General features: G+C 61.3%; 21 protein-coding genes. 5 read left to right on the top strand and 16 right to left on the bottom strand.

All coding sequences use genetic code 11. The features are described 5' to 3' along the window. Positions 1–73 precede the first annotated feature (73 nt). Complete coding sequence (locus HMPREF0308_RS03635) at positions 74–1,162, top strand: glycerate kinase (RefSeq protein WP_034656812.1); 1,089 nt, start codon at positions 74–76, stop codon at positions 1,160–1,162. Here the strand turns inward: HMPREF0308_RS03635 and HMPREF0308_RS03630 are convergent. Continuing rightward, entirely contained in the window at positions 1,159–1,557 is a 399-nt protein-coding gene (locus HMPREF0308_RS03630) for a hypothetical protein (RefSeq protein ID WP_005528817.1), read from the bottom strand. The two genes, HMPREF0308_RS03635 and HMPREF0308_RS03630, sit on opposite strands and share 4 nt — an antisense overlap. A gap of 36 nt (positions 1,558–1,593) precedes the next feature. On the opposite strand from HMPREF0308_RS03630, the gene HMPREF0308_RS03625 reads away from it, so the two are divergent. Together HMPREF0308_RS03625 and HMPREF0308_RS03620 are read left to right on the top strand one after the other, a co-directional pair. After that, positions 1,594–2,796 (top strand): amidohydrolase, encoded by a 1,203-nt coding sequence (locus HMPREF0308_RS03625; RefSeq protein ID WP_005528816.1) that lies wholly within the window; start codon positions 1,594–1,596, stop codon positions 2,794–2,796. 87 nt (positions 2,797–2,883) lie between these two features. After that, complete coding sequence (locus tag HMPREF0308_RS03620; protein WP_005528815.1) at positions 2,884–5,271, top strand: glycogen/starch/alpha-glucan phosphorylase; 2,388 nt, start codon at positions 2,884–2,886, stop codon at positions 5,269–5,271. Between the two features lie 67 nt (positions 5,272–5,338). Here HMPREF0308_RS03620 and HMPREF0308_RS03615 read toward each other — a convergent pair whose 3' ends face one another. The 15 genes from HMPREF0308_RS03615 to hisD all read right to left on the bottom strand — a co-directional run bounded on the left by HMPREF0308_RS03615 (position 5,339) and on the right by hisD (position 18,463). Further along, positions 5,339–6,376 (bottom strand): HNH endonuclease signature motif containing protein, encoded by a 1,038-nt coding sequence (locus HMPREF0308_RS03615; RefSeq protein ID WP_005528814.1) that lies wholly within the window; start codon positions 6,374–6,376, stop codon positions 5,339–5,341. Positions 6,377–6,542: 166 nt separating this feature from the next. Further along, complete coding sequence (pyk, locus tag HMPREF0308_RS03610) at positions 6,543–7,955, bottom strand: pyruvate kinase (RefSeq protein WP_034656957.1); 1,413 nt, start codon at positions 7,953–7,955, stop codon at positions 6,543–6,545. A 209-nt stretch (positions 7,956–8,164) separates the two neighbouring features. After that, on the bottom strand, positions 8,165–9,061 hold the full coding sequence (gene lgt, locus HMPREF0308_RS03605; protein ID WP_005528812.1) for a prolipoprotein diacylglyceryl transferase: 897 nt from the start codon (positions 9,059–9,061) through the stop codon (positions 8,165–8,167). Between the two features lie 29 nt (positions 9,062–9,090). Next, positions 9,091–9,921: an indole-3-glycerol phosphate synthase TrpC gene (locus HMPREF0308_RS03600; RefSeq protein WP_005528811.1), complete on the bottom strand. Its 831-nt coding sequence runs from the start codon at positions 9,919–9,921 to the stop codon at positions 9,091–9,093. A gap of 70 nt (positions 9,922–9,991) precedes the next feature. Beyond that, positions 9,992–10,624 carry a TIGR02234 family membrane protein gene (locus tag HMPREF0308_RS03595; protein ID WP_005528810.1) on the bottom strand — a complete coding sequence of 211 codons (633 nt, stop codon included), beginning with the start codon at positions 10,622–10,624 and terminating at the stop codon, positions 9,992–9,994. Further along, a complete protein-coding gene (gene hisI, locus HMPREF0308_RS03590) occupies positions 10,625–10,987 on the bottom strand; it encodes a phosphoribosyl-AMP cyclohydrolase (RefSeq protein ID WP_005528809.1) in 363 nt (120 codons plus the stop codon). Then, the gene (gene hisF, locus HMPREF0308_RS03585; RefSeq protein ID WP_005528808.1) at positions 10,984–11,748 is read right to left on the bottom strand and encodes an imidazole glycerol phosphate synthase subunit HisF; all 765 of its coding nucleotides are present in this window, start codon (positions 11,746–11,748) and stop codon (positions 10,984–10,986) included. Before hisF ends, hisI begins: the two co-directional genes overlap by 4 nt. A 36-nt stretch (positions 11,749–11,784) precedes the next feature. Next, a complete protein-coding gene (locus tag HMPREF0308_RS03580) occupies positions 11,785–12,546 on the bottom strand; it encodes an inositol monophosphatase family protein (RefSeq protein ID WP_005528804.1) in 762 nt (253 codons plus the stop codon). Positions 12,547–12,549: 3 nt separating this feature from the next. After that, positions 12,550–13,332, bottom strand: coding sequence for a bifunctional 1-(5-phosphoribosyl)-5-((5-phosphoribosylamino)methylideneamino)imidazole-4-carboxamide isomerase/phosphoribosylanthranilate isomerase PriA (priA, locus tag HMPREF0308_RS03575; protein ID WP_005528802.1), 783 nt, complete (start codon positions 13,330–13,332; stop codon positions 12,550–12,552). A 15-nt stretch (positions 13,333–13,347) separates the two neighbouring features. Further along, on the bottom strand, positions 13,348–13,983 hold the full coding sequence (gene hisH / locus HMPREF0308_RS03570) for an imidazole glycerol phosphate synthase subunit HisH (RefSeq protein WP_005528800.1): 636 nt from the start codon (positions 13,981–13,983) through the stop codon (positions 13,348–13,350). A 3-nt stretch (positions 13,984–13,986) separates the two neighbouring features. Then, positions 13,987–15,177 (bottom strand): MFS transporter, encoded by a 1,191-nt coding sequence (locus HMPREF0308_RS03565; protein ID WP_005528798.1) that lies wholly within the window; start codon positions 15,175–15,177, stop codon positions 13,987–13,989. Positions 15,178–15,227: 50 nt separating this feature from the next. After that, the gene (locus tag HMPREF0308_RS13860; RefSeq protein WP_005528796.1) at positions 15,228–15,386 is read right to left on the bottom strand and encodes a hypothetical protein; all 159 of its coding nucleotides are present in this window, start codon (positions 15,384–15,386) and stop codon (positions 15,228–15,230) included. A 14-nt stretch (positions 15,387–15,400) separates the two neighbouring features. Continuing rightward, complete coding sequence (gene hisB / locus HMPREF0308_RS03555) at positions 15,401–16,003, bottom strand: imidazoleglycerol-phosphate dehydratase HisB (protein ID WP_005528794.1); 603 nt, start codon at positions 16,001–16,003, stop codon at positions 15,401–15,403. Further along, complete coding sequence (locus HMPREF0308_RS03550) at positions 16,003–17,133, bottom strand: histidinol-phosphate transaminase (RefSeq protein ID WP_005528791.1); 1,131 nt, start codon at positions 17,131–17,133, stop codon at positions 16,003–16,005. The genes hisB and HMPREF0308_RS03550 overlap by 1 nt, the downstream gene beginning before the upstream one ends. A 4-nt stretch (positions 17,134–17,137) precedes the next feature. After that, the gene (hisD, locus tag HMPREF0308_RS03545) at positions 17,138–18,463 is read right to left on the bottom strand and encodes a histidinol dehydrogenase (protein ID WP_005528789.1); all 1,326 of its coding nucleotides are present in this window, start codon (positions 18,461–18,463) and stop codon (positions 17,138–17,140) included. A 219-nt stretch (positions 18,464–18,682) separates the two neighbouring features. On the opposite strand from hisD, the gene HMPREF0308_RS14155 reads away from it, so the two are divergent. Together HMPREF0308_RS14155 and HMPREF0308_RS14150 are read left to right on the top strand one after the other, a co-directional pair. After that, positions 18,683–19,228 (top strand): type III secretion system chaperone family protein, encoded by a 546-nt coding sequence (locus HMPREF0308_RS14155; RefSeq protein WP_005528788.1) that lies wholly within the window; start codon positions 18,683–18,685, stop codon positions 19,226–19,228. Beyond that, a partial coding sequence (locus HMPREF0308_RS14150) for a YbjN domain-containing protein (RefSeq protein ID WP_005528786.1) occupies positions 19,215–19,597 on the top strand: 383 nt, incomplete at its 3' end. The genes HMPREF0308_RS14155 and HMPREF0308_RS14150, both read left to right, overlap by 14 nt.

Genomic DNA, 19,597 nt, shown 5'->3' with positions numbered 1-19,597 from the left:
ATAGTTTTCTATTAATCGACCAAAAATGCAACTCGGTATGAGCAGAAACACCCCTACGCCTATACTTTTCCGCATGCATATAATCGTCGCACCAGACTCTTTCAAAGGAACGGCAAGCGCAGCCCAAGCCGCCGCAGCCATCGCTGGGGGCTTGCGCGCCGCGCTTCCCGACGCCACCATCACCACCCTCCCCATGGCCGATGGCGGCGAAGGCACAGCAGAAATCCTCGCTAACGCCGCCGCCCTTTTCGGAGCTGAAGTGCAGACCATCACGCTTCCGACTACCGACGCCGTGGGCCGACTCACCGAGGCCAGCTACTACCTGGCCGGCGAGCAAGCGCTTATCGACGTCGCCTCCGCCACCGGTTTGCCCGCCGTCGCCGACGCGTTGAACCCGCTGCACTCGGATTCCTATGGCACAGGTGTACTCATCGCTGACGCGGAGTCGCGCGGCGCCAAGCAGATCGTGCTGTGCCTCGGCGGCAGCGCCACCATCGACGGCGGCATGGGCATCCTTGCGGCGCTGGGCGCGACGGCTCACGATGACCGTGGCTATGCCCTGCCAAAGGGCGGAGCCCCGCTGGTGCGCCTGGCAAGCATCGATACTGCACAGCTCAACATCAAGGCGGGCGCGCTCGACTACACGCTCCTCGCTGATACCCGCGCCATCCCTGTCCAGGCCGCCACCATGTACGGCCCACAAAAGGGAGCCGAGGGCGAACAAGTTGCATTGCTCGCGGGTGCGCTGCTGCGGCTGTGCGAGGTAACGGGCGTCGACGAAAAAGCCGAATCCTTCGGCGCCGCAGGCGGCATCCCCATTGCGCTGCGCTGGCTCTCGGAAACGCTGTGGGGCAACGACGAGCACTTCGAGTTGCTTGCCGGCGGAGCTTATGTGGCAGAAAAAATGGGCCTACCCGAGAAGATTTCTCAGGCAGACCTCATCGTCACCGGTGAAGGCCGCTTCGACGAGCAGTCGCTCACCGGCAAGGTCGTGGGAACCCTCACGGACCTGGCGGACGAGACTCCCCTAGGCATCATCGCCGGTAGCATCGACGCCCCACTGCCCGACGGCGCGATAGGCGTGGAGCTGGGTGAGGAAGGCGACGTCATCGAGCAACTGCGTGAAGCAGCCATCCAGCTAGCAGCTAAGTTTGCAAGCTAGGGCTGCACCTGGACGGACCATGGGAAGATAGCAGGACGCTCGTGTGCCACCTCGTCTTCCAACAAGACGTGGTCCTTCGGGAGCACCGCGTGTGGGGTAAGCAGGCGCGCGAGCACCATCGTCAGCTGATTGACGGAGCCTTTTACTCCTTCGACGTTGATGTCGTAGCGGTAAACGTTAGCGTCTTCTAGCTCGCGATCCTCGTGCTCATCGCGGTAGGTCTGGCGCAGCTGCGCATCAAGGCCCTCTGGGATTTTGGGATCGGCCACGCGAGTAACGTTTGCGGCAGACAGAGTTCCGTTATCTAGGAGCTTCTGAGTGGCGGTGCTAAAGACTTCGGCGACGCGCTCGGCTTGGGTATCCGGCACAAGGACATCAAACTGAATAATTGGCATGTAGGTAACCCTACCCAAACTAGAAGAAGATTAGCTATGGCAGACTCCCTTAAAATCGCAGACCTCCTCACGACCAGCGGCGTTGATCTAAGCTGGCAGCGCGAATTCTACGAAGACCTCCACCGCCATCCCGAGCTCTCCCACGAAGAGGAGCGAACCGCGGGCCGCATCCTGGAGAAGTTGCGCGCTTTCGACTGCGAGATTGTCGACTCCATCGGCGGCCACGGCATCGTCGCGATCTTCCGCAACGGCGACGGCCCTACGGCACTGATGCGCGCGGACTTCGACGGGCTGCCTGTCGCGGAGGAAACGGGTGTCGACTTTGCCGCCACGAACGGCAAGATGCACGCCTGCGGCCACGACATGCACACCACGACTCTGCTGGGAGCATGTGCGCTTCTCGACGCCCACCGCGACGCCTGGACCGGCACCTTCCTCGCGCTATTCCAACCGGCGGAGGAGTCGTCAATGGGCGCAAAGTTCATGATTTCCGACTCACTGACCTCCCGTGTACCGAAGCCCGACATCTGCCTGGGCCAGCACATCATGCCGGGTAAAGCGGGCGACGTGCAGTCGCGTCCTGGGGCTATCATGGCTGGCTGCGATTCGCTCCGCATCCGCGTCTTTGGCCGCTCCGCGCATGCATCCATGCCCCACGAGAGCATCGACCCGACATATATAGCGGCAATGATCGTCACTCGCCTGCAAGCCATCGTGGGCCGCGAGGTTGCTCCACATGACTTCTTCGTTATTTCTGTCGGCGAGTTGCATTCAGGCGATAAGAACAACATCATCCCTGAGACCGCCGAGTTGGTGCTCAACACGCGCTACTACAAGCCGGAAATCGCCACCCGCGTCTACGCGTCGCTGGAGCGCATGGTGCGCGCCGAGTGCGAGGCCTCTGGGGCTCCTACTCCGCCGACCTTCGAGTACTTCGCCCACGGCGAGGTCACCGACAACGACTTAGCCGCCCACGAAACCGTCCGCAGCATCTTCGACGCCGTCTTCGACGAACAGTCCGTCACTGCCTCTCCTTCCACTGCATCCGAAGACTTCTGCTACCTACCGCAGGCTTGGGGAGTTCCCTACTACTTCTGGTTCATCGGCTCCACCCCCGCAGAATTCGCGGACAATCCACCAGTCAACCACCAGTCGACGTTCCTGCCGGACTATGCCCCCACCGTTCAATCCGGTACCCGCGCAGCCGCCGCGGCGGTGCTGGCCTACTTGGGGAAATAGCGGCGTCGCCAAGCGCATGCCAGCGCAACTGAACCGATACCGTTAAGCTGACACACGGAAATTATCTTCTTAGGGATAGGTGAAACATTGAGCCAGCCAAAGCACTCCGCTTTTCAGTCCACTGTTCCTGCGCACGTGCGCTCCGCAGCCGGCGTACGCCCCACCACGGCGACCGACCGCAAGTTCTGGTCCGGTCTTTCCTCTGCCGTCATGGCGCAAATCGCCGACAACTGGGAGGCCACCCGCACCGCTTATGCCGCTACCCGCCAGCAGCACTACTTCTCCGCCGAATTCCTGCAGGGTCGCGCGCTCCTGAATAACCTCACGAACCTGGACCTCGTCGACGAGGCAAAGGCCGCCGCCAAACAGGGCGGACGCGAGCTTTCCGACGTCCTCGAAGCCGAGCACGATGCGGCCCTCGGCAACGGTGGCCTTGGCCGCCTGGCAGCGTGCTTCCTTGACTCTGCGGTCACGCAGGATTACCCGGTGACCGGCTATGGCCTGTTGTACCGCTACGGTCTGTTCCGCCAGTCCTTCGAGAATGGCCACCAGAAAGAGGAGCCAGATGTGTGGATGGAAAATGGCTACGAGTTTGTGATTCGTCGCGCTTCTGAGCAGCGCCGCGTTCACTTCGACGACATGGACGTCCGCGCGATTCCTTATGACATGCCAATCACTGGCTACGGCACCGACAACGTGGGTACGTTGCGTTTGTGGAAGTCTGAACCGATCAATGAGTTCGATTACGATGCCTTCAACTCCCAGCGCTTCACCGACGCGATTGTCGAGCGCGAGCGCGTCATGGATATCTGCCGCGTGCTCTACCCCAACGACACCACCTACGAGGGCAAGGTGCTGCGCGTTCGCCAACAATACTTCTTCGTATCTGCGTCCTTGCAGGCGATGATCGATAACTACATCGAGCACCACGGTTCCGACCTGCGCGGGTTCGCTAAGTACAACAGCATCCAACTCAATGACACCCACCCGGTTCTGGCCATCCCGGAGCTGCTTCGTTTGCTGCTTGATGAGCACGATTTGTCGTGGGACGACGCGTGGAAGGTCGTGACCGAGACCTTTGCCTACACCAACCACACCGTGCTGGCCGAGGCGCTGGAGAGCTGGGAAGTCTCCATCTTCCAGAAGCTGTTCTGGCGCATCTGGGAGCTCGTGGAGGAAATCGACCGCCGCTTCCGCGAGGACATGGCTACCAGGGGCCTCGATCAAGGGCGCATAGACTACATGGCGCCTGTGTCCAATGGCCAGGTGCACATGGCATGGATTGCCTGCTACGCCGCGTACTCCATCAATGGTGTGGCTGCACTGCACACGGAGATCATCAAGGCCGACACGCTGTCCGAGTGGCACGAGCTGTGGCCGGAGAAGTTCAACAACAAGACCAACGGCGTTACCCCGCGTCGCTGGTTGAAGATGTGTAACCCGCGCTTGGCCAAGCTTTTGACCAAGCAGTCCGGTTCGGATGAGTGGGTCACTGACCTCACCAAGCTCGCTGAGCTGGCTGAGTTGGCGGAGAATGAGAAGGTTCTGCGCAAGCTCATGGAGATCAAGCACAAGAACAAGGTGGACTTCGCCCAGTGGGTAAAGGAGCACCAAGGCGCCGAGGTAGATCCGGATTCGATTTTCGACGTTCAGATCAAGCGCCTGCACGAGTACAAGCGCCAGCTCATGAACGCCCTGTACATCTTGGACCTGTACTTCCGTATCAAGGAAGACGGCGAATCCGTACCGAAACGTACCTTCATCTTCGGTGCCAAAGCGGCTCCGGGTTACGTGCGTGCCAAGGAAATCATCAAGCTCATCAACGCCATTGCGGAGTTGGTGAATAACGACGAGGACACCCGCGACATCATTCGCGTGGTCTTCGTAGAGAACTACAACGTCTCTCCTGCCGAGCACATCATCCCAGCGGCGGATGTTTCCGAGCAGATTTCCGTTGCTGGTAAAGAGGCTTCCGGCACGTCCAACATGAAATTCATGATGAATGGCGCTTTGACGCTGGGCACGATGGACGGCGCGAACGTTGAGATCGTGGAGGCCGTTGGCGAGGACAACGCCTACATCTTCGGTGCACGAAACGAGGAGATTCCGTCCCTGCGCGAATCCTACAACCCTGGCGAGCTGTACAACACGGTTCGAGGCCTCAAGCGTGTCCTCGATGCGCTTAACAACGGCACGTTGGGCCACGAGAATTCCGGCATGTTTGGGGACCTGCGCTCTTCGCTTCTCGACGGCCAGGGAGTACATGCCCAGGACACCTACTACGTCCTCGGTGACTTTGAGTCCTACCGCGAAGCACGCGACCGTATGGCCAATGATTACGTCGCCGCCCCACTCGACTGGGCGAAAAAGGCATGGCTCAACATCTGCCTGTCTGGCCGCTTCTCTTCCGACCGCACGATTGCCGACTACGCCAACGAAGTGTGGAAGCTCAACCCCGCTCCGATTAACCGCTAACCGCAGGCACGACTAGTAGGCGCTAGGGATCTTCCCTAGCGCCTTTTGCGCGTGTGGTGGTCGAATCTTAAGGCGGCGGCCGCAGGTCTTGTTTGATAAACACCGGCTTGCCTGACTTGGGCGATATCCAGGCCAGCCGGCCGCCCACCCGGCCGATACGTCCGCGGTGGGCTGGTCCGGCAGGATCGTCTTGGTTGAGGCCATTGTGATAAGCGCACAACGGAACCAGGTTGTCGAGGTTAGTCATCCCACCACCTCGCCACGATTCGATATGGTGGATCTGACATTCGTCGAAAGGCACCTTACAGCCTGGCCATACGCAATGGCGGAAGCGTGCTTTGAGGATTGCACGCTGCTTATCGTTGGCCACGCGCTGAGTCCGGAAAGCGTCTATGGGCCCTTCCAGCGGATGCACCAGCACGGCCTCGCCATGGTGGGAAAGCGCTCGTTGAATATACTGCGCCCCAGACATGACCGCACCATTGCTGAGCTCGATGGTGACTTCCTCACCGTCGCCGTCAACGATGCGGTCGAGCTGGTCCAGATACACAATCGCCGAGGTATGAACTTTTACTACCCCGCTATCGCTTCCTCCTGCGACCAAAGCCCGGAATCCTTCCAGCTCTCCTTCTGCATGACGGAGCAGGGCGCGGAAGTCGGCAATGGTTAGCGCAGTGTCGGTGATGCGGATGGACCCGAGTCCGTTGGCGTGACGGGAGTGTGTAACCTTCGGAGCCGGTTGCGGTGGGGTGAGGATTTCGCGCAGTCGCTTGCGGGCGACAAAGTCGATGCGGTTGCCCGGAGTCTGGCACAGCTCGACGCGCAGGTCCCACGCTTGTCGCTGGCCGCGCACCCGCGAGACATACTTCTCAATCTGCCCCAGCGTGCTGAGACCATGGCGCTGGCGCCGCGCACCGGCGACCGCCCGCGCTTGTTTGCGGCTAAAAGGTGTCTTGCCATAGTAAACCGCTGTAAGGGTGAGCAGGAAGTCGGCGTCGTCAGGCGCGGCTCCCATGGAAACCATGTCAGACTTACTCAGCGCAGCTGCCTCGGCGAGGAGTTCCACGCCGAGGGCACGCGCCTGAAAATACGTCTGAAGGTTCATACCTCACACGCTAGAAGCATCTCCCAGGCCCCTACAAGAGCGATTTCTAAGCCTGTGGATAACTCCCGCAAAAATCTGCTTTTTCACAGCCTCAGATGACCCGACAACAAAGTTATCCCCAAACCACGAAACCCCCTGCGCGAGGCAGGGAGTCAACGAGTGAGAATTAGTTGCTCTCACCAAGCATGTGGCACTGAATCATGTTGGTGTTGCCTGCGATTCCCGGAGGAGTACCGGCGATAACCACGATGAGGTCGCCTTCCTTGTAGTTTTCCATAGCAAGCAAAGAACGATCGATGGTGGCCATCATGTCGTCAGTGGAGTCGACAGCGTCGCTCAAGAAGGTCTGAGCGCCCCAGGTCAGGGCAAGCTGCGAACGGACAGCTGGGTCCGGTGTAAAGGCCAACAGCGGCAGCTTGGAGTGCAGACGAGCGACGCGCTTTGCGGTGTCACCGGAGGTGGTGAACGCAACGATTGCCTTCGCGTTGAGGCGCTCTGCGATATCGCGAGCCGAGTAGGACACAACGCCGCGCTTGGTGCGTGGAACGTGCGACAGCGGCGGAACCTGTCCGCCAGACTCAGCGTTCTGGACAATGCGACTCATAGTGCGGACGACGTTCTGCGGGTCGATACCAACGGAAGTTTCTCCGGAGAGCATCACGGCATCGGCGCCATCAAGGACGGCGTTGGCGACGTCGGAAGCCTCGGCACGGGTCGGGCGCAAGTTGCTGATCATGGAATCCAGCATCTGGGTAGCCACGATGACTGGCTTGGCGTTCTCGCGTGCAATCTGGATAGCGCGCTTCTGGAAGAGCGGAACCTGCTCGAGCGGAACCTCAACGCCGAGGTCGCCGCGAGCAATCATGATGGCGTCGAAAGCCAGAACGATGGACTCCAGAGCATCGACTGCCTCTGGCTTCTCCAGCTTCGCGATGACAGGAATGCGACGGCCTTCCTCATCCATGATGGCGTGAACCAAGTCCACGTCAGCTGGCGAGCGCACGAAGGAAAGCGCAATCATGTCGACGCCCAGCTTCAGGGCGAAGCGCAGGTCGGCGATGTCCTTCTCGGACAGGGCAGGCACGGAAATGTCCATGCCTGGCAGGGAAACACCCTTGTTGTTAGACACTGGGCCACCCTCGGTGACCTCGCATACGACGTCGTTGCCGTCCACTTCCTTGCAGACAACGGCGACCTTGCCGTCGTCGATAAGCAGGCGGTCACCTGGCTTCGCGTCGTTGGCCAGGTTCTTGTAAGTGGTGGAAACTCGGTCGTGAGTGCCCTCGACGTCATCCACGGTGATGCGGACGATTTCGCCGTCTGCCCACATCTCTTCGCCATTGACGAAGCGACCGAGACGGATCTTTGGCCCCTGCAGGTCGGCGAGGATGCCGACTGCCCGGCCAGTCTCGTCCGTTGCTTCACGAACCCAACGGTAGTTGGCTTCGTGATCGGTGTGATCACCGTGGGACATATTGAGGCGTGCTACGTCCATACCCTCGCGCACGAGGCCAAGGATTCCGTCCTTGCTTGCCACGGCCGGCCCCAGAGTACAAACGATTTTGGTTCTTCTATCCAGCATTGAAAGCCCTATTCACGTCGGAAATGCTAACGCCACCCAACGTACCCGCGTTCGCGCTCAACGGCCACTGCAAAAGCCAACACAAAACCTCACGCCCACAGAAAAATCTTTGGGAAACCGGGTAAAAAGGACCTTAAAACGGTCACAAACGGGCGTGAGCGGGCAGAATGGCCACGCGTCAAAGAAGCATAAACGCTGCCAAATTCCTAGTGTGATTCAGCCGACGCTCTTGACGACGCCCCCTCATCCCCGCGTGGATTGACTTCCTCCGGGCTTTCCTGCCCGCGCGGCAGACGGAAGAACACAATGAGCGCCACCACAAACAGAACCACCGAAACAATGACGTTGATGCGCAACCCGAATACCAACGTGGCCTCGTCGGCTCGCATGTTCTCCACGAAGAAGCGGCCCAACGTATAGCCCGCCACGTAGAGGGCAAAGAGACGACCATGGCCCAGTTTCCAAGCTTTTTGCGCCCACAACAGGAACAGGCACACGAGCACGTTCCACACCAGTTCGTAAAGGAAGGTCGGATGCACGGAGGTCATAACCTCGCCCGTGGAGTGCCCGGAGACTGGTGCGTACTCCCCCGCCTCGTTAACGCGGTAGAAGATATCAAGTGCCCACGGAACGTCGGTAGGGCGCCCGTAGAGTTCCTGGTTGAACCAATTACCCAAGCGTCCGATGGCTTGGGCCAGGATGAGGCCGGGGGCGACGGCGTCGGCAAACGGCGCCATGGGCACCTTTTTGACCTTGAACATGACCCAGATAGCAAACACGCCAAGCGCCACCGCGCCCCAGATGCCGAGTCCACCGTTGGTGACTTTCAGCGCATCGACCGGGTTGCAGTCCGCGCAGAAGTACTTCTCGTGGTCAGTGATGACGTGGTACAAACGCCCACCAATGATTCCGGCCGGGATGATGACAATCGCGGCATCCCACACCACATCTGGGTTGCCGCCGCGCGCTACGTAGCGCCGGTGAGTCATCCACATCGCCACCAGAATGCCTGCAATGATGCAGAATGCGTACGCACGCAGCGGAATTGGACCAAGATGCCACACGCCTTGCGGCGGGGAGGGGATATTCGCGAGGATTTGCACGCTAAACAGTTTGCCCTATGTGACGCCGCCTAGTCCATCTTGCGCGAGGGACACGCCGGGTGTTGGCCCGCCGCCACCAAGGAACGCGCCGCAGCCGCTGGGTCTTGGGCGGCCATGATCGCCTCGCCAACCAACACCGCATCCGCCCCCTGCGAAGCATAGGAGAGCACGTTGCGCGGCGAATTCACGCCACCAATCGCGATGCGGACAATCGATTCCGGCAGGCCCGGCACAATCTCCGAAAAGGCCTCGCGGTTAATCGCATCCGAGACCACCGACCACGCATTAATGGCCACCACGCTGCCGCCGGCTTTGATAGCGCGGTCGACCTCGTCGCAGGACCGGACCTCCAAGATGGCCGTCATCCCTAAGGACTCGATGCGGTCGAGCAGAGCCTCCAAACGTGCCTGTTCCAAAAGCTCCACCTGCAGCGGCACGGCGTCGGCGCCGTAACAGCGCGCCTCGTGAATCTGATATGGGTCCACCACGATGTCACGGCAAATCATCGGGATATCAATGGCTGAGCGCGCCGCGCGCATGTCTTCCAAAGAACCGTGGAAACGGCGCCTATCCGTCTGGCACGCCATCAAATGCACGCCGGTATCCGCCAGCTGGCGCGCCATCGCCGCCACCGATTCCGGCGAGTCCAAGTGAGCGATTTCGCCCGCATAGGGAATGGCGCGTTTGATTTCAGTGATGATCGAGCAGCCGTTACGCAACAGCGCAGCGCGTACGTCACGGGGCTCTTCCATGGAGCGGGAGCGAGCCTTGATGTCCTGAAAGGAGACACGGGCCTCGCGCACGGCGACGTCGTCAAGCACACCTGCTATCAGGTGGTCTACCGCGATAGGTGTGGACATCAGCACCTCCCTCCATAAGGGCGTTTTAGATCACACTTAGGCTATCGCGTCAACACCTCGAATCTAAAATCTAGTCCCGTTTTACATCCGTGGGATCAATGTCATTGTCGAGGGCGTCCCACATCACGCGGCCGGAGTCGGTGGTGGTTTCCAGTTCCTCGGCGATCATCTCCTGGCGGGCGGCGGGGGTTTCGTACTTGGTGGAGCGCGGCTTATCGACGCCCGGCTTACGCACCAGGAGGACCGCTCCAAACAGGGCCACTGCCGCGCCGATAATCGCGATGACCGGCCCGACCTTGGAGACCTCGGTGCCAATCACGATAGCCCAGTCCGAGATGTGTGCGCCGTTGACGGCATTTTCGTCGGAGGAGCCGGCGCGCAGGAGTTCCTGGGCGCGGGCGGCGTCCGCGCCGTAGGTCAGCAACGACACTGGGTTCCATGCCACGGCGGCGGCCGCGACGGCGCATACGGCAGCCACCACGCGGCGGGCTGTACGACGCAGCGCAGCACCCGCGACAGCGCCCACGAGGAGCACCAAGGTCAACGCGATAAGCTCCAGCGACCAGAAGGAGCCGATCATGTCCACGATGCTGAAGCCGGATTTATCGTCCTCCACTGACGCGATGGCCCAGGTCATGCGAGATGAAAGCCACAACAGGATTGCTCCAACTGCGATAAGGAGCGGGCCGATACGGCGTGCCATCTAAAAAGCGCCTCCCAAAAGGTCACGAGAATCAAAGCAGGTGCGGTCCCCCGTGTGGCAAGCCGCGCCTTCTTGGCGAACTGTAATCAGGATGGTGTCGCCATCGCAATCCAGACGGACGCCGAGGACCTGTTGGGCATGCCCCGAAGTCTCGCCCTTAATCCAGTAGGACTGGCGCGAGCGCGAATAATACGTGCCCTTACGCGTGGCCAGGGTGTGGGCCAGCGCGTGGTCATCCATCCACGCCATCATGAGGACCTCGCCCTGCTCGGATTGCGCGATGGCGGGCACCAGACCTGCCTCGTTGCGCTTGAGGAGCGCCGCGATGGCAGGGTCGAGTTCGTAGTCTGCGGGGTTGCTCACTGGCGCACCTCGTAAGAGGCCTCGGCAAGCGCGTCCTTGACCTCCGCGATCGAGACCTCACCGAAGTGGAAGATGGAGGCGGCCAGTACTGCGTCGGCACCCGCGGCTACGGCCGGCGGGAAGTGCTCCGCCTTGCCCGCCCCGCCGGAGGCAATCACAGGGATGTTCACCGCCGCCCGCACTTTTTCAATGAGCTCGATATCGAAGCCGGCTTTGGTGCCGTCGCCGTCCATGGAGTTGAGGAGGATCTCCCCCACGCCCAGCTCCGCACCGCGCACAGCCCATTCGATGGCGTCGATGCCCGCCGACTTCGTGCCGCCGTGCGTAGTGACCTCGAAGCCAGAAGGCTGCTCAGCACACCGGCGGGCGTCGACGGAAAGGACGATGCATTGGGAACCGAAGACGTCGGCAAGCTCGCGGAGCAACTCCGGGCGCGCAATCGCGGAAGAATTCACGGAAACCTTATCCGCCCCGGCGCGCAGGAGCTCGCGCACGTCGCCCACGGAGCGCACACCGCCGCCCACGGTCAGCGGGATGAAGACCTGATCCGCAGTGCGCTTGACGACGTCGATCATCGTTCCGCGCCCATCCTTCGACGCGGAGACATCGAGGAAGGTCAGCTCGTCTGCTCCGAGCTCGTCGTAGCGAGCCGCAAGCTCGACTGGGTCGCCTGCATCACGCAGGTTCTCGAAGTTCACGCCTTTGACGACGCGGCCATTGTCTACGTCAAGACAAGGAATAACACGCACGGCCAGCGCCATTGCGTCCTCCTAAAAGATAAAGGTTGGAAAGTTAAGCTAGCGGTGGCGAGCCACGATGTCGAGGAGCGCGGCATGCACCTGCGGGGTGCCAGCCACAAGGCCGCGGGAGGACGGAGTCCACTCGTTGCCTTCGGGATCGGTGGCGATACCACCAGCTGCCTTGATGAGCAGGGCACCCGCAGCGTTGTCCCACGGGTGCGGCGAGAAGTTGACCACGCCGTCAAACACTCCTTGGGCCACAAACGCGGAGTCCACGCCCACAGAACCGGTCATGCGCGGGCGCAGGCCGGTCTCGCGGATCTCGTGGAAGATGTCCGTAGGCAAGTGCGAGGAGCAGCCGACGTGGCCGCGGGCCTCGTCGAAGCCGGTAGCGGGGCCGCCGATGGAGCGCAGCTGCATGCCGTCGGCCGCCACGAGTCGGCGCCCCAGCAGCGGGAAGTCCGCGACCGCCACGACGGGCGCGCCCTCGTGGATGAGGCTGACCAAGATGCCGCACAGCGGATTGCCCGCGGAGTAGTTGGCCGTACCGTCGATGGGGTCGACGACCCACATGGTGGAACCAAACTCTGCCGCATCATCACCGCCGAAGCTCGTGGATTCCTCGCCATAGACCTCAATGCCCGTGAGCTGCGTGAGGTGCAAGCGCAGTTGTTGCTCAATCTGCAGGTCTACCTCGGTGGCAAAGTCGCCTTCGCCCTTAAAATGGGCAGGCGGCGCGCCTAAGCCGGAGCGGAAAAGCTCCTCTACTTGGTCAACAGCCGCCTCGGCAAAGGCCACCAGCTCACGGGGTTGGGTCATGGCTTAGCGCTCCTCGATGGGGTCAATGTAGTCCTCTTCCGGCAGCGGTTCCACCTCGGCCACGGCGGCCAAGGCTTCCTCGAGGCTAAACCGACCCTCGTAGAGCGCCTTGCCGATAATCGCGGAGTCGATGCCCTGGTTCTCATAAAGTGCGAGCTCGCGGAGGTCATCGAGGGTAGAAATGCCGCCCGACGCCGTTACCTTGGCGTCGGTAGCCGCGGCGACCTCGCGCAGCAGCTGAACGTTAGGGCCTTCCAGTGTGCCGTCCTTGGACACGTCAGTGACCACAAAGCGCGTGCAGCCCGCAGCGTCGAGGCGCTCGAGCACCTCCCAGAGGTCGCCACCGTCGGACACCCAGCCGTTGCCGCGGGTACGCCATTCGCCATCCTCCAAACGCACGGCGAGGTCAACGGCTATCTTGTCGCCGTGCTCTGCCAACACCTTTTCGATCCACTCCGGATTCTCCAGCGCCGCAGTACCGATGTTGACGCGGCGTGCGCCGGTAGCCAGCACGCGGGCCAGCGACTCGTCGTCACGGATGCCGCCGGTGAGCTCGACCTGAATATCAAGCGAGGAGGTAATCTCAGCCATCAGCTCGTAGTTAGAGCCGCGGTTAAACGCTGCGTCCAGGTCCACGAAGTGCAGCCACTCCGCGCCCTGCGCCTGCCACTTCTCCGCAGCTTCGCGGGGTGCGCCATAGGACTTCTCGGTTCCGGCTTCGCCCTTATCTAGGCGGACGGCTTGGCCATCGACGACGTCGACAGCGGGCAACAAAGTAAAGCTCATAGTTTCAAATCCTATTTAAAGCGTGTTCATCCAGTTGCGTAACAAACGGGCCCCTACTTCCCCGGACTTCTCCGGATGAAACTGGGTAGCCCACAACGCGCCGTTTTCTGCTGCGGCCACGAAGCGGTCGCCCCCGTGCTCGGCCCAGGCAACCTTGGGCGGCTCGGTAATTTCGGTGCTCAGCTCCCACGAACGCGCGCCATAAGAATGCACGAAGTAGAAGCGTTCGTGCGGGTCAATACCGGCGAACATCTGGGAGCCCTCCGGAATCTCCACGACGTTCCAGCCCATGTGCGGCAGCACGTCTGCCTGCAGCTTCTCGATTCGGCCTGGCCACTCGCCACAGCCGGCGGTTTCAATACCATGCTCGTTACCGGCGTCGAAAAGCACCTGCATTCCCACGCAGATACCTAGTACCGGCCGGCCGCCCGCCAGGCGCTGGCCGATGATGCGCGGACCCTGTGCCTTCTTCAGCCCTTCCATGCAGGCGGCGAAAGCGCCGACTCCGGGCACCACGAGGCCGTCTGCCTCCACGGCAACTTTTGGGTCTGCAGTCACGGTGACCTCGGCCCCCGCGTGCTCCAGCGCGCGCTGCGCGGAACGCAGGTTACCTGCACCGTAGTCCAGCAGAACAACATTCTTCCGTGTCATGGGCTATACCTTACGCAACCTTCTCAACCGTGTTTGGATATCGTGAGTTTCGCTCACGCGGGTCTTGCCCAGCACCATATCTGTGACAGTGAGCAGCAGTCCGCCCGCGATAATCGCCGCGCCCACCCCGAAGGCGCCGCTATAGCCGGAGCCTGCGACGATGGCGCCCAAGACGGTGGAACCTAGGCCGGTGCCGGCGTCGTAGAAGATGTTCCACACGGCGGAGGCCTCGGAAATCTTTTCGCGCGGCACGCGGTTAAACATGGACAGCAGTGCCTCGTTTTGCGCGATGCCGAAGGAACCACCATAAATCACCGCGCCAAGCACAAGCAGCCACAGGGACCAGCCCTGTGCCAGCGTCAGCGCGATAAGCCCCACGCCCAGCGCCGCAGCGACCTGCGCCGGAATATAGAGGGTTCCGGGCCTGCCGAGTCGATCAGCGACCACACCCGCCAAGTAGCGCAGCACCATCGCTGCAGCACCCACGACGGACAGCAGGAGCCCGCCGACGGCCGCGCCTTTCACCGGGTCCAGTTCACGGGCGGCCGGAGCGATGAACGTGGACACCACGCCGTAGCTCATGGAGAAGGTGGTCAACGCGAGCGCTGGCACGGCGACGAGTTTCCACATCGGCGCCACCGCGTATTGCTGCGGCGCCGCGCTTGGCCGCGCCGCCTTCAGCCGCGGCACCCGCAAGCACATGAGAAAGCCCACGATGCCGATAATTCCAGCAGTGATGTAGACGGTACCGAATCCCCACGCCTGCCCCATGGCGATACCAGCGGGCAGGAACAGCATCTGCGAGAAGCCGATGAATACGCCGATCATGCCGGTGGCCTTGCCGAGCAGGCGGGGCGGGGTGATCTCCGCAATGAGCGCGTTTTCGGCCACAGTCAGCGCGCCGAAGCCAATTCCGCGCAGCGCGGAGAAAAGCAGCACCACCCAGGCCTCGTTACCGAGGAGGTGGCCGAAGGCGGGCACGCCAAGCAGGAGTGCGGACGCAGCCATCACCGGACGATAACCAAAGCTGCGCAGCATTCGCGGGGTCGCGATCTGGGTCATGACCGTCGTAGCCATGAAGGCACCCGTGGACGCGCCGGCGAGGGTGGCCGAGCCGCCGGATTCAAGAACCGCGAGCGGAACTACCGGCAAGAGGATCGACCACGCGCTAAAGGCCGCTGCCACAGCCACCATCGTTGCTGCGTATCCGGGCACCGACCACACAGACGCCTGTACTTTGCGACTCACTGCCCCGTCACCCCAAACATCCACGCTAAAGCCACCGCTGCGGAGACCGCCCCGAGAACAGCTGCGACAAGCGTAAAGAACTTAGAACCCTGCTGGTACGCCGACCATGCGCCGCCAAAGAGCAGACCCGCCACGAGGAACAGGATCAGGATCATGATGTTGCCAGAAATCAGAGCGCTCCCTTCGTGGAAGGAATTCCCTTCACGCGCGGGTCAGACTCCACGGCCTGGCGCAGCGCGCGGGCCACGGCCTTGTACTCCGCTTCGGTGATGTGGTGGGGGTCGCGTCCGTAGCGCACGTTGAGGTGCAGCGTGGTCGCGGAATGGGTAGCCAAGGTCTCGAAGAAGTGGCGGTTAATCACGGTGGCGTAGTGGCCACCGATGACCTGCCACTGCATGTTCTCCGGCTCGCCGTTCATGACAAAGTACGGGCGGCCAGAGATGTCGATGACAGCCTCGACGAGGGTCTCGTCCATCGGCAGCAACTGGGAACCGAAACGGCGGATGCCGGCCTTGTCACCGAGGGCGTCGGCAATAGCGCGTCCCAGCACAATCGCGGTGTCCTCGACCGTGTGGTGAGCGTCGATCTCGATATCGCCTTGGGCGTGAATTTTCAGGTCGAAGCTGCCGTGCGTGCAAAACGCACCCAGCATGTGGTCAAAGAACGGCAGCCCAGTGCTGATGTCTGATTTGCCGGAGCCATCGAGATTGATCTCGATTCGGATCCGGGACTCTGAGGTCACGCGTTCGGCGGTACCGATGCGATCTGCCATTACCTGTCTCCTTCGCTTTCAGCCGGTGTAGAAGCGCCTAAGACTTTACCGGCAAGCTCTTCTGCGGCGGCAAGGAAGGCATCGTTTTCCTCCGGCAGGCCGATGGTGGTGCGCAGAAAGCCCGTTTGGCCGACGTCGCGAATGAGCACCTGACGCTCCAAGAATTGCTCCCACACCGTGTGCTGGTCTGCAAAGTGTCCGAAGAATACGAAGTTGGACTCGCTGGGCACGACGAAGTAACCGAGCTCCTGCAGCTTGGCGACGACCCTGTCACGCTCAGCCGCCAGCTTGGCCACTGTGGCAAGCGTGTCCTCGCTATAGCGCAGAGCGACGGTGGCGGCCGCCTGCGACAGAACCGACAGGTGGTACGGAAGACGCACGAGCATGACTGCCTCGACGAAGGCTGGGTCAGCCACGAAATAGCCCAAGCGGCCACCTGCGAAGTCGAAGGCCTTGGACATGGTGCGGGAGACCACGAGCTTGGTGGGGTACTTCTGCAGCAGTGTGGTGGCCGAGGGCGAGTCGGAGAATTCCATGTAAGCCTCGTCCAGGATCACGATTCCGGGAGCGGCCTGGATGATCTTCTCCACGAGCTCGATCGGGGTGACGTCGCCGGTGGGATTGTTGGGCGTGGTCACGAAGACAACATCAGGCTGGTGCTCCGCGATGGCTGCGAGCGCAGCGGACTTATCGATGCGGAAGTCCTCACCGCGGGGGCACGCGATGAACTCCGTCTGGGTGCCCGCACACAAGATGGGGTGCATGGAGTAGCTCGGGGTAAAGCCCAATGCCTTGCGGCCTGGGCCGCCGAATGCCTGCAGCAGTTGCTGCAAAACCTCGTTGGAGCCATTGGCGGCCCACAGGTTTTCCACGCCCACGCGCACGCCGGTCTGCTTGGTGATGTATTCAGCAAGCGCCGTGCGCAGCTCTACCGCGTCACGCTCTGGGTAGCGGTTGAGGCTCGTCGCCTGCTTCTCAATGGTGCGCACCAAGTCGTTGACCAGCGCCTCGCTCGGTGGATAAGGGTTCTCGTTGGTATTGAGCTGGTTGTCCACCCGCAGCTGCGGAGCACCGTAGGCGGACTTTCCGCGCAGTTCTTCGCGCAGCGGAAGATCGTTGAGTTCAGCCATGGTTCTAGTTCTCCTTAAAACGGGCTGCGATGGATTCGCCGTGAGCGGGAAGCGCCTCGGCGTCAGCAAAAGCAATGACGTTAGCGGAAATGTCTTCCAGCGCAGCGCGGTCATACTCAATGAGGTTGACCGGGCGCAGGAAAGTGTGGGTGGACAGGCCCGCGCTAAAGCGCGCGGTGCCGGAAGTCGGCAACACGTGGTTAGAGCCCGCCGAGTAGTCGCCCAGCGGCACCGGCGAGTAATCACCCACAAAGATGGCGCCGGCGTGTTTGATGCGCTCGGCTACCTCACGGGCATTCGCGGTGTGGATTTCTAGGTGCTCTGCGGCGTAGGCATCCGCTACGGCGATGCCGGCCTCGAGGTCATCTACCAAGATAATTCCGGACTGCTCACCTTCGAGAGCCTCCCGCACACGATCGGCGTTGCGAGTGACCTCGAAACGTGCGGCAACCTCGGCGTCGACAAGCGCGGCGAAATCCGCGTCATCCGTAATGAGCACGCTCGCCGCCAGCGGATCGTGTTCTGCCTGGGAAATAAGGTCATAGGCCACGTAGATAGGGTTCGCCGTGGAATCCGCCAAGATGGCAATCTCCGTGGGGCCTGCCTCGGCGTCCGTTCCCACCACGCCGCGCACTAGGCGCTTGGCGGCCGTGACGAAGATGTTGCCCGGACCAGTGATGATGTCCACCGGCTCCAACACAGCCTCGCCCGTTTCGGGTTCGTCGTCGCCGTAGGCCAAAAGTGCCACAGCCTGGCCACCCCCGACGGCCCACACCTCGTCAACGCCGAGCATGTGGCAGGTTGCAAGAACGGTGGGGTGCGGCAGACCGCCGAACTCCTTTTGCGGCGGCGACGCCACTACCAGCGCGGAAGCACCGGCCTCCTGGGCTGGAACCGTGTTCATGATGACAGAGGATGGGTACACCGCCTTGCCGCCCGGCACGTATAGACCCACGCGTTCGATGGGCTGGAACACCTCGGTGACCGTGGCGCCTGGGGCAAGCGTCGTGGTGTGCGAGCTAGGCTTTTGTTCGGCGTGCACCTTACGAACGCGCTTGATGGATTCTTCGATTGCTGCGCGTACCTTGTCGTCGAGTTCCGTTGCTGCCTTGGCCAATTCCTCAGCAGGCACACGCACCGTTGCGGGGCGCACGCCGTCGAATTGCTCGCCGAAGCCAAGTGCGGCACCAGCGCCACCGTCACGGACCGCATGGACCATCGGAGCAACCTTATCCACATAGGCGGCAACGTCTGCACCTCCGCGCGGAAGGACACGACGCAACTGGGATGCCGTGAGCTGCTTTCCGCGGAGGTCGATGGTGTGCAACATGCTTGAATCTTCCTTTTCGGTTGGTTTTCTAGATTCCGCTGGCCAATTAGGGGACCACTGTGGCCTCATTGTAGGCCACAACTTCTTGGACTTTTTCTATAGCCAAACCAATATACTAACGCCAAATTCGCAGCGCGGGGCCATGTTTAGGTAATAGAATTAAGCAGCACCATATCCACGCATCATCGGTACGTAGATTAAGGAAGGCAGGGCTCGCGCATGGACGAATTCGATCCGGAAACCGAACTGAGCCCTTCTCCGGGCGAGCTGTTGCTCATGAGCGTTGCACGCATTGCGGCAACCAACGGCATCCATTGCATTCACGTCAGCGATGAGTTACTCATTTTCCCCCATTCAGTACTGGGAGAGACCCGTGTATGCATGGATCCGGAGGGCGAACCGGTGTTGCGGTTTTATACGACACCGAGCGGCCACCTGAGCTTCGCGGAGGTCTCCGCAGCAGGCGAATTCGCCAACGACTGGAACCATGACTGCATTTCCCCACGCATAGTGCTCGACTATGACGACCCCACCGCAGTGACAGTGTGGGGCCACACGTTCTTGGTGGTCCAAGACTCCCCCACCACCGAACAGCTAGAGGCTACCTTGACCCCGGCGTTGCGTAATTCGGAGCTGTTTTTAGAAGCGCTTGGCGACGCCTTCCCTCCGGCAGGCACCACCCTCACTGTCGATTACGTCGTTAGAGATGGACCATACGGACGAGGAATCAGATACGGTTCGTCCGGTCGACGTGGAACGAATTGAGGAGATTCTGCGCAAGCTCGGGATAAACCGCTTTCAAACCGATTCTTCGCAGTCCATCTACGCGTGGATTAACGACGTTTTGTTCGCATTCGTAGTCGACGTGGGGCCGAGTTTCATTATCAAAGGCCACTGGGATCCGAATTTCCGCGGCGAAGACTTCACCCGCATATTCCTGACCTGCAATGATTGGAATCGCACCAACCACTCGGCGGCGGCATTTTGCCACTCAAACTCCGATGGCTTGCAGGTCCGCTTGGACTACGCGGTCATGACCGGTGGCGGAATGAGCGACGCGCAGATGCTCACCACCTTGGGACGAGGCATCAAGCACATCTTGCACGGAATCGATGACATTTCGCGGGAGTCGGT

This window comes from Corynebacterium striatum ATCC 6940 (assembly GCF_000159135.1).
Taxonomy (GTDB): Bacteria; Actinomycetota; Actinomycetes; order Mycobacteriales; family Mycobacteriaceae; genus Corynebacterium; species Corynebacterium striatum.
This window is presented reverse-complemented; position numbering and strand designations above follow the sequence as displayed.